Origin of the sequence: Paenibacillus sp. E194 (assembly GCF_000935845.1) — a bacterium.
Classification (GTDB): Bacteria; Bacillota; Bacilli; order Paenibacillales; family Paenibacillaceae; genus Paenibacillus_B; species Paenibacillus_B alvei_B.
In genome coordinates, this window is sequence record NZ_JMDX01000012.1 from 1 (window position 1) to 13,044 (window position 13,044).

Here is a 13,044-nt window from a genome sequence, read left to right on the forward strand (position 1 = left end):
TTGAAGGCGTGCGCATGGGCTATCGCTTCACAGCGCTCGATCCAGCGCAGGACGCGCCATGCGGTGCTGCAGCCGAGATGATTACAGCTGCGTATGACGATGCTGACGCTGCACACGAGTTAGGCCAGCGCGCGGATGTTGTCACATACGAGTTCGAGAATGTATCGGCTGAAGTGGTGGAGCGATTGGAGCGGGAAGCATACGCGCCGCAGGGCAGCCATCTGCTGCGCATTACGCAGCATCGCTTGCGGGAGAAGGAAGCTCTCACCGCCGCGAACGTACCGGTGGCGCCATACGCAGCTGTAGCTTCCGCTGCTGAGATTCAACAGAGGCTGGAAGCGTTCGGCGGGGCAGGTGTGCTGAAGACGGCAATCGGCGGATACGATGGCAAGGGCCAGCGTATCATTCGCCACCCAGACGAAGCGGAAGGGGCTTATGAGGCGCTCGCCGCTCTCACTTCGGAGCTCGTGCTGGAGGAGTTCATTCCATTCGAGCTGGAGCTGTCTGTCATTGCGGCGCGTAGCCCTCGCGGAGAGACTGCCGTCTTCCCGGTAGCGGAAAACATTCATCGGCATCACATTCTGCACATGTCCATTGTGCCTGCACGCATTACGCAGCACATCCAGGACGAAGCAGAGCGGCTTGCGCGCCGTATTGCCGAAGCGCTCGACGTCGTTGGCCTCATTGCTGTTGAGATGTTTCTGACCGCTGACGGCCGCCTGCTTGTGAACGAGCTTGCACCACGCCCGCACAATTCGGGACACTACACAATGGATGCCTGCCGCACCTCGCAGTTCGAGCAGCATCTTCGGGCGATATGCAACTTGCCGCTTGGCAGTACGGAGCTTCATACCCCTGTTGTTATGGTGAACTTGCTCGGCGAAGACGCTTTGGACATGATACAATGGTTCCGTGTCGACGATCCGGCAGCCAGCCGCCTTGGCGTGACGCCGAAGCTGCACTGGTACGGCAAGTCGGAAGCGAAGGCGAAGCGCAAGATGGGGCATATTAACATACTAGGGCCGGACATCGCTACTGCGCTCGAATGGATGAATTTAACGGACTTGTGGAGGAATGCAAACGATGATTGAACGGTATTCGCGCCCGGAGATGCGGGCGATTTGGACGGAAGAGAATAAATTTAAGGCTTGGCTTGAAGTGGAGTTGTGTGCGTGTGAAGCATGGGCTGATCTTGGCGTCATCCCGCATGAAGACGTGAAGAAGCTCCGCGAGCATGCAAGCTTCGATATCGAACGGATCTATGAGATTGAGGCAGAAACGCGCCACGACGTGATCGCCTTCACTCGCGCAGTATCTGAGACGCTGGGCGAAGAGCGGAAATGGGTTCACTACGGCTTGACATCAACGGACGTCGTGGATACGGCGCTTGGCTATTTGATGAAGCAGGCGAATGAGATTATAGATCGCGACTTGCTGAATTTCATCGAGATTTTGAAAAATAAAGCACTTGAATATAAAGATACGCCAATGATGGGTCGTACGCACGGTGTACATGCAGAACCGACAACATTCGGACTGAAAATGGCACTATGGTATGCAGAAATGCTCCGTAACTTAGAGCGTTTCCGCCGCGCAGCGGAAGGCGTCGAGTTCGGCAAAATGTCCGGTGCAGTTGGGACATATGCGAATATTGACCCATCTGTAGAGAAGTTCGTATGTGCGAAGCTTGGTACGAAGCCAGCGCCGATTTCGACGCAGACACTGCAGCGTGACCGTCATGCGGAGTACATGGCATCGCTTGCACTTATCGCGACATCGCTTGATAAGTTCGCTACTGAGATTCGTGCTTTGCAGAAGAGTGAGTTCCGCGAAGTGGAAGAAGCATTTGCGAAGGGCCAGAAGGGTTCTTCGGCAATGCCGCACAAGCGCAACCCGATCGGTTGCGAGAATATTTCCGGCTTGTCCCGCGTAATGCGCGGATACATGCTGACCGCTTATGAGGATGTGCCGCTCTGGCATGAGCGCGATATTTCGCACAGCTCGGTAGAACGTATCATCCTGCCGGATGCGACGATGCTGTTGAACTACATGCTGAACCGCTTCATGAACATTGTGAAGAACTTGACGGTGTTCCCAGAGAACATGAAGCGCAACATGCAGCGCACCTTCGATGTTCCGTTCTCCGGCCGCGTCATGACGAAGCTGATAGACAAGGGCTGGGCGCGTGAACAGGCTTATGATACGGTACAGCCTCGTGCGATGCAGGCATGGGAAGAGCAGCGCAGCTTCCGCGACATTATTGAGAGCACACCGGAGATTACGGCTGTTCTTAGTGCGGAAGAGATCGCGGATGCGTTCAATCCTGCATGGCATTTGAAAAATGTAGATACGATCTTCCGCCAAGTGGGCTTGCTTGATTAAGGCTTGGGGCAGGAAGAAGCAGATAGTAGCGGTTAGCAGCAAGGTTGCTGGTTAGAGCGAAATTGCAGTGTGGTGAGTAGCAAACTTGCAAGCTACCTTGAACTATCAGTCGTGACCTGTACGACTGGCAGCCGGCACTTGCGTCCATAGCGAGACTAACATTATCTAGTACACAATTGAATGATGAGCTTGATTCCTACGCGTCCCCCTAAGATGACGTGTAGGCAGCTCCCGTAGGCTGTCACCCTGACAGCCGAATGCAGGCGGTCTCTTCCTTCCCTCCAACCACGATCGGAAGAGACTGCTGCAGCGGGTGCGATATATGGGAGGGTTCCTTTTAAAGGTTGTTTGATTCTATCCGCTTGTGAAGTGGCGGGTTGATTTGAACACGCGCTTTTGACTAAATGGGCGTAATGCCGAAAGGAGCACAGGAGATGTCTACAAACACTCAATTTGCGACTGAGACTGACATCGTTCCGCTGCCGCTTCTCCATCGTGGGAAAGTGCGCGAGCTGTATGAACTGGACCCAGACCATTTACTAATTGTCGTATCGGATCGAATCTCTGCATTCGACGCTGTACTGAAGCCGGAGGTTCCCGGCAAAGGAGAGGTATTGAACAAGCTGAGCCAATTCTGGTTCGAGCAGACGAAGCATGTCATCGCGAATCATGTGGTTCCATTCGATGCAGAGCTTCTGAAGCAGACTCAGGAGAAGCGCTTGGAGCAATACCATAGCAGCATCCATTCAGCTGATGATATGCATTGTTGTCATGATTCACACCAGGACAGCGAGAATTCACACCAAGACCAACACCAGAATACACATCCAGAATCACATCCAGAAATACAACGGCATGACACGGCTTTGCATCAAGTTAAGCGAAATACAGAAAGCTTGAATCGCCGAGATGAACATCTCGAACCCCAGGATTTATCCGCAATATTAAGTTCCCTACAAGATCGAATGACAATTGCTCGCCGAGCAAAGCGCATTGACTTTGAATGCGTCGTAAGAGGCTATATTACCGGCGGCGGTTGGAGGCAGTATTTGGCCAACCAATCCGTCAACGGAATTGGGCTTCCTGCTGGACTCCGCATGAATGAGAAGCTGCCGGAGCCGATTTTTACACCGTCCCGCAAGCATGATGAGGGACATGATGAAGATGTGCCATTCGCGGTTATGTGCGAGGATCTGGGAGCAGATCTTGCACAGCAGCTGCGCCAGGTCAGCATCGAGCTGTATATGTATGCGGCTGAAATATGCGCATCCAAGGGCATTTTGCTCGCCGATTGCAAATTTGAATTTGGAACTATTGACGGAGAACTTGTACTCATTGATGAGTTATTCACCCCGGATTCATCACGTTTCTGGTCGGTCGATCAGTATGTGCTGGATCAGGATATCGATAGCTTGGATAAGGAACCAGTAAGACGCTACTTGGCTGCAAGCGGTTGGGATAAATGTGGGACGCCGCCAGTGCTGCCGGAGCAGGTAGTAGAAGCAACGCGCCGCCGCTATATCGAGCTGTATGAGCGCATTACAGAGCAAGCATGGCCTGAATGATCTTTCGTTTTATAAATGTTTTAACGTTTTGTTGAATGTTCTAGTTTGTTGAATGCTCTAGTTTAAGGAGGATCGTCAAACGTTGACTGGTTTGGTCTTTGTTTTATGAATCGTATTCATTACAGTTTTGTAGACTTGTTCAAATTTCATGACAGTATGGACTGATGGGGAGGAAAAAGGGATGAAGGTGAAGGTTTTCGTAACGACTAAGGCAGGCGTATTGGATCCGCAAGGGGCTGCAGTGGAGCAGGCGGTACACACGATGGGATACAGCGGTGTGGAGCACGTGCGCATCGGCAAATATATGGAGTTCAATATCAACACGGAAGATCGCGAGCAGGCGTCGGTACAGGTGGAGCAAATGTGCGAGAAGCTGCTGGCGAATCCAGTCGTTGAAGACTATCGGTACGAGTTGGAGGAATAGGCGATGAAGGCAGCGGTGCTCGTATTTCCCGGATCGAATTGTGACCTAGATTGTGTCCATGCCATACAAGATACGCTGAATGTCGAAGTGGAGCGGGTATGGCATACGGAGCAGGATGTAACCGGATATGACCTTATCGTCATTCCAGGTGGCTTCTCGTATGGTGATTATTTGCGCAGTGGAGCGATTGCCAGATTCGCTCCTGTTATGAAGGCGGTCGCTAAGGCTGCTGAGGCAGGCACTTATGTGCTTGGGATATGCAATGGATTTCAAATTCTGACGGAAGCGGGCTTGCTTCCAGGGACACTGCGGAGAAACGAAGGGCTGAAGTTCCGGTGTCACGCTGCTCCAATTCGAGTAACTCGTGCAGATTTGCCGTTCACAGGGGATTATGTCGAGGGAGACATTCTGAACATCCCAATCGCGCATGGCGAGGGCAGCTATTATTGCGACGAGGCAACGCTGGCGAAGCTGAAGCAAGGCAATCAAATTGTATTTACGTATGAGCAGAACCCGAACGGTTCACTTGAACATATAGCTGGTATTTGTAACGAAGCTGGCAACGTGCTTGGCATGATGCCTCATCCTGAGCGTGCGGTTAGCGAACTGCTGGGCTCAGCGGATGGCGTTCGCTTGTTTACATCCATTTTACAAGCTTGGAGGGAACAACATGCAGTCAACGCTCACTAATACGATGGAACAAGAACAGGCGGCGGCACGCAGCGCGAAGCAGAAGGAACTATCCCTTGCTGAAGGGCTTCGCCATATGAAGCAGGAACCGACTGCTGAACAGATTGAGGAGCAGAAGCTGTATCGGACAATGGGCGTAACGGAAGATGAGTATGCACGCATATGTGAGCTGCTCGGACGGAAGCCGAATTATACTGAAATCGGTGTATTCAGTGTCATGTGGTCTGAGCATTGTGCTTATAAAAACTCAAAGCCGCTGCTTAAGAGATTCCCAACTACAGGTGATCGTGTGCTGGTTGGTCCGGGCGAAGGAGCGGGCATTGTCGATATTGGGGACGAACAAGCGGTTGTATTCAAAATCGAGAGCCATAATCATCCCTCTGCCATCGAACCATTTCAAGGTGCGGCTACGGGAGTAGGCGGCATTATTCGCGATATTTTCTCGATGGGCGCGCGTCCGGTTGCTTTGCTGAATTCGCTGCGCTTTGGCAGCTTGCAGGATGAGCGGGTGAAGTATTTATTCGAGCATGTTGTATCAGGCATCGCTGGCTATGGCAACTGCATCGGCATTCCGACGGTAGGCGGCGAGGTCGTCTTCGATGATAGCTATGCAGGCAATCCACTCGTTAACGCAATGTGTGTGGGGCTGATCGACCACAAAGATATCCAGAAGGGCGTGGCGAGCGGCATTGGCAATCCTGTGTATTATGTTGGGCCGCCGACAGGACGCGATGGTATTCATGGTGCGACATTCGCTTCGGAGGAGCTGACTGAGCAATCGGAAGCGAAGCGTCCGGCGGTACAGGTTGGCGACCCGTTCATGGAGAAGCTGGTTATGGAGTCATGCTTGGAACTGATCGCTTCCGGCATTGTGATCGGGATTCAGGATATGGGCGCGGCTGGTCTAACTTGTTCGAGCGCAGAGATGGCGAGCAAGGCAGGCAATGGGCTTGAGCTCGATTTGAACGAGGTGCCGCAGCGTGAATTTGGCATGACACCTTATGAAATGATGCTGTCCGAATCACAGGAGCGCATGCTGTTCGTTATTGAAGAGCATAACGAGCCAATTGCGATGGAAATATTCGAACGTTGGGGCGTCATCTGCAGCAAGGTTGGGCGCGTTACAGATGATGGGCGCCTGCGCCTGCTGTATGGCGGTGAGGTTGTTGGCGATATGCCGGTTAACGGACTTGTGGATGAATGTCCGATTTATAATAAGCCTTCTGCAGTACCCGCTTATTATGAGGCTAACGCTTCCGTGGACGCAACGTCTTACCCAGAAGTAAGCGGGGTTGAAGCACTGAACGGAGCGCTATTGAAGGTGCTTGGCTCGCCATCTGTGGCAAGTAAGGAATGGGTATATCGCCAGTATGACACGATGGTTCGCACGAGCACAGCAGTGGCACCAGGCTCGGATGCGGCAGTTGTGCTTGTGCGTGGGACGAACAAAGCGCTCGCGATGACGACGGATTGCTAATGGCCGCTATGTGATGCTTGATCCATTTATGGGTGGCCGCATTGCGGTCTGTGAGGCAGCGCGCAATATTGTATGCTCCGGTGCTGAGCCGCTGGCAATTACGGATAACTTGAACTTCGGCAATCCGGAGAAGCCGGAGAACTTCTGGCAGATGGAGCAGGCTGTTGATGGCATGGCTGAAGCATGCCGTGTGATGAATACGCCGGTTATTGGTGGGAATGTAAGCTTGTATAACGAAAATGAAAAGGGAGCCATCTATCCAACGCCAGTCGTTGGCATGGTCGGTCTCGTTCATGATACGCAGCACATTACGACACAAGCCTTCAAGCAGGCGGGAGATGCAGTTCTGCTTCTGGGCCGCACGAAGGCAGAGCTTGGCGGAAGTGAATTCCAAGCCATTGTACACGGCTCGGTAGAAGGTCGTCCTCCGCAGCTCGATTTGGATGCAGAATCTAGCTTGCTGAAGACCGTTTTGAGCCTGATTCAAGCAGGACTTGTGCAGTCTGCACATGATGTATCGGACGGAGGTCTCGCGGCTGCGCTTGCGGAGAGCTGCATCAGCGGTCATATCGGTGCGACGCTTGATCTAAACGCAGAAGGTCTGCGTACAGATATCGCACTGTTCAGCGAGAGCCAATCCCGCATCCTGCTGTCGGTACGTGCGGAGCAATTGGAAGAAGTAAAGGCTCGCTGCGCGGAAGCAGGAGTTCCAGTAGAGGGCATCGGTACGGTCGGAGGTGAACAGATCCACGTTCGGGTAGATGGAACGGATGCTTTGGATATGCCTTGGAAACAAGCAGAACAGGTTTGGAAGGATGCGATTCCATGTCTCATGAAGTAACAGGGGCTTACTACAATGAGGGCAGCGGCAAGGATGGTCCATTTGACCGCTTGAAGGAAGAGTGCGGGGTATTCGGTGTGTTTGGTTATGAAGAGGCGGCTACGATGGTGTATTACGGATTGCACACGCTGCAACATCGTGGCGAGGAAAGTGCAGGCATGTGTACGTCCGACGGTCAATCCTTCCACTATCACCGCGCAATGGGGCTTGTGAAGGAAGTATTCGATGCCGAGCGATTGCAGGATATGCGTGGTGATCGGGCGATCGGTCATGTACGTTATTCAACGTCCGGCGACAGCCGCCTGGCAAATGCGCAGCCACTCGTCTTCAAGACGCGCGATGGGGATCTTGCAGTTGCGACGAACGGGAATATCGTCAACGCTCCTGCAATTCGCCGCGAGTTGGAGAAGAAGGGCTCTATTTTCCAGACGACGAGTGATACCGAGGTGATTGCGCATCTTATCGCTCGCTCGGAGCACGACGTCGTTCGTGCGGCCAAGGAGGCGCTTCGTGAGCTGGTTGGAGGCTTCGCCTTCCTCATTATGACGAACGACAAGCTGCTTGCCGCATCGGATCCGAATGGCCTCCGGCCGCTTGTGCTTGGCAGGCTAGGCGACAGTTATGTATTTGCCTCGGAGACGTGTGCACTTGAAGCGGTTGGTGCGGAATTAGTTCGTTCCTTGGAGCCGGGGGAATTGCTTATCGTTGATGCGCTCGGTCATCGTTCGGAACGGTTCGCACCGCTTCAACGGCGCGCATTATGCGCGATGGAGTTCATTTATTTCTCAAGGCCGGATAGCCAGTTGCACGATGTCAATTTGCATACTGCACGCAAACAAATGGGCATGCAGCTTGCGAGGGAATCGTTCGTAGAAGCAGATATCGTAAGTGGTGTACCGGATTCTAGTATATCGGCTGCTATTGGATACGCAGAGCTGACGGGAATTCCCTATGAGATGGGCTTGATTAAGAGTAAATATACGGGCCGGACGTTCATTCAGCCGAGCCAAGCATTGCGCGAGCAGGGTGTGAAGATGAAGCTGAGTGCGGTGCGCAGCGTCGTAGAGGGCAAACGAGTCGTTCTAATCGACGATTCGGTCGTGCGGGGCACGACATCACGTCGAATTGTACGCATGCTGCGCGAAGCGGGGGCACTGGAGGTGCATCTGCGCATTGCTTCACCACCGTTCAAGCATCCGTGCTTCTACGGTATCGATACGCCGAACAGCGAGGATTTGATCGCTTCATCGCATACGGTGGAAGAGATGTGTGAACTGGTGGGGGCGGACTCTCTTGCTTTTCTGAGCCAAGACGGCATGATTGGTGCAATTGGAGGGGCTTTTGCGAATGAATCCAACGGAGGGCTGTGCTTAGCCTGCTTCGATAAGGACTATCCAACGAATCTATATACAGACCCTGCAGCAGCGGGGACGGGCAATGAACGCTCAGGCTGCGGCTGTTAAGTGCGAGAGGCTGCCAAGTGATTTCTAGCGATTGTAAAGTGATATCTAAATGATTGCCAAGTGATTTCTAAGTGATTTCTAAATGATTGCTAAGTGATCGCTCGGGCTGTGGGATGTCGCATGTTGGGCCAAGATTCGTAACATATACATTTTGAATAATTCGAGATTTCAAGATTTCATTCATTTCACATTAACGATGACGGACGGGAATGCAGGATGCATTCCTGTCCTGCTTACAGGGAGAGAGGAGACGCACGATCATGTCAGAAGCCTACAAACAAGCGGGTGTCGATATTGCGGCAGGGAATGAAGCGGTCGAACGAATGAAGAAGCATGTGCGCCGCACATTTACGCCAGGAGTGCTAACCGATTTGGGTGGATTCGGAGCTTTGTTCCAACTGGATATTCAGCGCTACAAAGAACCGGTTCTTGTATCAGGTACGGACGGAGTGGGAACGAAGCTGAAGCTGGCGTTCGCGCTTGATAAGCATGACACGATCGGCATTGATGCTGTGGCGATGTGTGTGAATGATATTGTCGTTCAAGGTGCAGAACCGTTATTTTTCCTTGATTACTTGGCCTGCGGGAAGGTCGTTCCAGGGCAAATTGAAGCGGTTGTGAGCGGTATTGCGGAAGGCTGCACGCAGTCGGGCTGCGCTCTAATCGGTGGTGAAACGGCTGAAATGCCAGGTATGTATGCGCCAGATGAGTACGATATTGCTGGCTTCAGCGTAGGTGTCGTAGATAAGAGCCGAATCATTACCGGTGAATCGATTCGCCCTGGCGATGTTGTGCTAGGTCTTGCATCGAGTGGACTCCACAGCAATGGCTTCTCACTCGTCCGCAAGTTGTTGCTTGAACAAGGCGGACTGAGTTTGACGGATGTAGCACCTGATGGCAGCAGTACACTTGGAGAGGTACTACTTACGCCGACACGCATTTATGTGCGCTCCATGCTTGAGCTGATGAAGCAAGTGAATGTGAAGGGTGCGGCTCATATTACAGGTGGGGGATTCTTAGAAAATATTCCGCGTGTGCTTCCTGAAGGCACATCTGTTGAGATTGAGTATGGGGCATGGCCGATTCATCCTGTGTTCACTTGGTGCAAGGAAATTGGCAAGCTTACCGCTTCTGAATTGTTCACAACGTTCAATATGGGAATCGGCATGGTGATCGTTGTTGGGGAAGAGGAAGCGAATACAGCAATCCGCAGTCTAGAACAAAGCGGCGAGGCTGTATATCGCATTGGAAGAGTTACGGAAGGAAGCCGTCAAGTTCACATCCCGGGGGTAGGCTTGTAATGCGGCAATCGGAATGGAACGAGGATGTACTAGAAAGTATGCACAAAAGTATGTATGAAGGTAAGCCTGAAGGAATGCATGAAGCTATGAACAAAGGTACGAACAAGGGTATGTGTGATGGTATGCTGCGTACAAAGGAGATGCCATCTGATGATCTGGGCAAGATTCATGGAAGTACATGTGCTGATGCACAACCGAGCATAAATGCAAACTCGCTCAGGAGCGTAGAAGCTAGAGTTGAAGTTAGTGCCAAAACGGAGCCTAAAGAGCAGCCTAAAGAGCAGCATCTCCCACGCATTGCCGTGTTTGCTTCTGGATCAGGCTCGAACTTTCAAGCGATTGTCGATGCGGCTGCTTACGGGCAGTGTCTGAAGGCCGACATCGCCCTGCTCGTATGCGACAAGCCTCAAGCACGCGTCATTGAGCGTGCGAAGCAAGCCGGCGTGCAGACCGCTATATTCGAACCGAAGAAATATACTTCTCGTGAGGATTATGAGCAGGACGTTCTCCGCTTGCTGCACAAGCAACGCATTGACTGGGTTGTACTGGCAGGGTATATGCGCCTTGTAACCCCCGTATTGCTGCGAGCTTATGAAGGACGCATGGTCAACATCCATCCATCGCTTCTGCCAGCATTTCCGGGCATGCACGCGGTACGCCAAGCATTGGATTACGGCGTGAAGGTGACGGGAGTGACGGTACATCTTGTTGATGAAGGAATGGATACAGGGCCAATATTGGCCCAGCAGGTTGTTGCTATCCTACCTAATGATACGGAGGACACTTTGTCAGCGCGTATCCAGCAAGCTGAGCACGAACTGTATCCACAAGTGGTGCAGAATCTCCTCTCTGCGGAGCTTCTTGCAACCAGCTAATTTTTTTGAGGATATCGATGATCATACAAGAATGCCTGCACAACATATTTGTATCTCCTTCGAGGACAAATGTAGAAAATGTCCACGCAAATGTGGACACAGGGGGATATATCGCTGCAGATGAAGATGTGTCTATATGTAGAGGTTATAGTTATTTTTTAACTATATATTGGGCCCGTTAAGGTTTAGGGGTAGGTGTCTTCCTTGCAATATTGTGTCCACTATTTGAAAGACATTTTATCAGTTTTTCCACTGGACAGGGACATATTTCTGTCGCTATTTTGAGAAAGTACTTGGCGAGATCGAGACTGTGACGATAGATTCCTGATCGATATTTGAGATATTTGTGTAGTAGCTTTTGCCGAGTAGATAAGGTTCGTTTTTAACAGGGAGCCATGATATAGACTTCCATACGGTAACGCATTACAATGATGTTTAATTAAAATGCCAAAGTTTAGCAGGGGAGAGGACAACATGGCGATTCAAAGAGCATTGATCAGTGTATCCGATAAGACAGGCGTAGTTGCATTTGCGCGCAGCTTGACGGAAGCGGGTGTGCAGATTATTTCCACGGGTGGAACGAAAGCTTTGCTGGAGCAAGAGCAAGTGCCGGTTACAGGGATATCGGATGTGACAGGGTTCCCGGAAATTTTAGATGGTCGGGTCAAGACGCTGCATCCCGCCGTTCATAGCGGGCTGTTGGCGATGCGCGGCAATGCGGCTCATATGGAGCAGCTGGATGAACTTGGTTTGTCTACGATTGATCTTGTCGTTGTGAATCTCTATCCATTCCAGCAGACGATCGCAAAGCAAGGCGTGTCCTATGAGGACGCGATTGAGAATATAGATATCGGTGGCCCGACAATGCTGCGCTCTGCTGCCAAAAATCATGCAGATGTCACTGTTGTCGTCGATGCAGCGGACTATGACACTGTTCTCGCAGAAGTTCGCGCCAGTGGAGATACGACAATCGAAACACGCCGTCGTCTTGCGGCGAAGGTGTTCCGTCATACGGCAGCTTATGATTCCATCATTGCGGAATATTTGACTGAGCAGGTTGGTGAGCAATGGCCGGAACGATTGAGTGTGACGTATGAACTGGCACAGCCGCTTCGCTACGGGGAGAATCCGCATCAGGATGCGGCCTTCTATCGCCGACCATTGGCGGGCGCAGGCAGTATTACAACAGCTGAGCAATTGCATGGCAAGGAGTTGTCCTACAACAATATTAACGATGCCAATGCGGCGCTTGCGATCGTTAGTGAGTTCCGTACACCTGCGGTGGCTGCAGTGAAGCATATGAATCCATGCGGCGTAGGGATCGGTGCTACGGTTCTGGAAGCTTATGAGAAGGCATATGAGTCTGATCCAACGTCGATATTCGGCGGAATCGTTGCCTCTAACCGAGAAATCGATGGCGATACAGCCCGTTTACTGCATGAAATATTTTTAGAAATAGTCATCGCTCCTAGTTTTACAGAAGAAGCGCTTGAGGTGCTTGCACAGAAGAAGAATATCCGTCTGATGAAAACAGGGACAATTCCATCCCCAGACGAGCGGGTATCATCACGGCAGCTGACGACAGTGGATGGTGGCGTGCTTGTGCAGGATCTTGATTTACATTCCTTGAAAGCAGACAGTGTACAGGTCGCAACAGAACGTGAACCATCCTCTGAGGAGATGGAACAGCTGTTGTTCGGATGGAATGTCGTGAAGCATGTGAAGTCGAATGCGATTGTCCTTGTGAAGGATGGAATGACGGTTGGTGTAGGTGCCGGACAGATGAACCGGGTAGGTGCAGCTCGCATCGCAATCGAACAAGCCGGTGAGAAGGCGCGCGGCGCTGTACTTGCATCCGATGCGTTCTTCCCAATGGGCGATACGCTGGCCTTGGCAGCAGAAGCTGGAATTACGGCAGTGATTCAGCCAGGAGGCTCAGTTCGAGACAGCGAATCCATTGAAGTGGCAAATAAGCATGGTATTGCCATGGTGATGACTGGCGTACGTCACTTTAAGCACTAAGGAG

9 protein-coding genes and 1 pseudogene are annotated in these 13,044 nt (G+C 51.8%); all 10 read left to right on the forward strand.

The genetic code is table 11. The features are described from left to right. A partial coding sequence (gene purK / locus AZ66_RS03040; RefSeq protein ID WP_044353542.1) for a 5-(carboxyamino)imidazole ribonucleotide synthase occupies nucleotides 1–1,091 on the forward strand: 1,091 nt, incomplete at its 5' end. Beyond that, nucleotides 1,084–2,382: an adenylosuccinate lyase gene (gene purB / locus AZ66_RS03045; RefSeq protein ID WP_044353543.1), complete on the forward strand. Its 1,299-nt coding sequence runs from the start codon at nucleotides 1,084–1,086 to the stop codon at nucleotides 2,380–2,382. The genes purK and purB, both read left to right, overlap by 8 nt. Before the next feature lie 434 nt (nucleotides 2,383–2,816). After that, complete coding sequence (locus tag AZ66_RS03050) at nucleotides 2,817–3,947, forward strand: phosphoribosylaminoimidazolesuccinocarboxamide synthase (protein ID WP_044353544.1); 1,131 nt, start codon at nucleotides 2,817–2,819, stop codon at nucleotides 3,945–3,947. A gap of 181 nt (nucleotides 3,948–4,128) precedes the next feature. Next, nucleotides 4,129–4,371, forward strand: a complete 243-nt coding sequence (gene purS, locus AZ66_RS03055) for a phosphoribosylformylglycinamidine synthase subunit PurS (protein ID WP_044353545.1) — start codon at nucleotides 4,129–4,131, stop codon at nucleotides 4,369–4,371. A 3-nt stretch (nucleotides 4,372–4,374) separates the two neighbouring features. Beyond that, nucleotides 4,375–5,061 (forward strand): phosphoribosylformylglycinamidine synthase subunit PurQ, encoded by a 687-nt coding sequence (gene purQ / locus AZ66_RS03060; protein WP_044353546.1) that lies wholly within the window; start codon nucleotides 4,375–4,377, stop codon nucleotides 5,059–5,061. A 76-nt stretch (nucleotides 5,062–5,137) separates the two neighbouring features. After that, nucleotides 5,138–7,379, forward strand: a pseudogene (gene purL, locus AZ66_RS03065) (phosphoribosylformylglycinamidine synthase subunit PurL). Continuing rightward, nucleotides 7,364–8,842 carry an amidophosphoribosyltransferase gene (gene purF / locus AZ66_RS03070; protein WP_044353547.1) on the forward strand — a complete coding sequence of 493 codons (1,479 nt, stop codon included), beginning with the start codon at nucleotides 7,364–7,366 and terminating at the stop codon, nucleotides 8,840–8,842. Before purL ends, purF begins: the two are co-directional and overlap by 16 nt. A 260-nt stretch (nucleotides 8,843–9,102) precedes the next feature. After that, nucleotides 9,103–10,143, forward strand: coding sequence for a phosphoribosylformylglycinamidine cyclo-ligase (gene purM / locus AZ66_RS03075; protein ID WP_044353548.1), 1,041 nt, complete (start codon nucleotides 9,103–9,105; stop codon nucleotides 10,141–10,143). Between the two features lie 296 nt (nucleotides 10,144–10,439). Further along, nucleotides 10,440–11,018, forward strand: coding sequence for a phosphoribosylglycinamide formyltransferase (gene purN / locus AZ66_RS03080; protein ID WP_044353566.1), 579 nt, complete (start codon nucleotides 10,440–10,442; stop codon nucleotides 11,016–11,018). Between the two features lie 474 nt (nucleotides 11,019–11,492). Next, the gene (purH, locus tag AZ66_RS03085; RefSeq protein WP_044353549.1) at nucleotides 11,493–13,040 is read left to right on the forward strand and encodes a bifunctional phosphoribosylaminoimidazolecarboxamide formyltransferase/IMP cyclohydrolase; all 1,548 of its coding nucleotides are present in this window, start codon (nucleotides 11,493–11,495) and stop codon (nucleotides 13,038–13,040) included. The last annotated feature ends 4 nt before the right edge of the window (nucleotides 13,041–13,044 follow it).

Coding starts and splice junctions, on each gene's coding strand:
- purB (WP_044353543.1), top strand. CDS start 1,084: ATGATTGAACGGTATTCGCGCCCGGAGATGCGGGCGATTTGGACGGAA.
- AZ66_RS03050 (WP_044353544.1), top strand. CDS start 2,817: ATGTCTACAAACACTCAATTTGCGACTGAGACTGACATCGTTCCGCTG.
- purS (WP_044353545.1), top strand. CDS start 4,129: ATGAAGGTGAAGGTTTTCGTAACGACTAAGGCAGGCGTATTGGATCCG.
- purQ (WP_044353546.1), top strand. CDS start 4,375: ATGAAGGCAGCGGTGCTCGTATTTCCCGGATCGAATTGTGACCTAGAT.
- purF (WP_044353547.1), top strand. CDS start 7,364: ATGTCTCATGAAGTAACAGGGGCTTACTACAATGAGGGCAGCGGCAAG.
- purM (WP_044353548.1), top strand. CDS start 9,103: ATGTCAGAAGCCTACAAACAAGCGGGTGTCGATATTGCGGCAGGGAAT.
- purH (WP_044353549.1), top strand. CDS start 11,493: ATGGCGATTCAAAGAGCATTGATCAGTGTATCCGATAAGACAGGCGTA.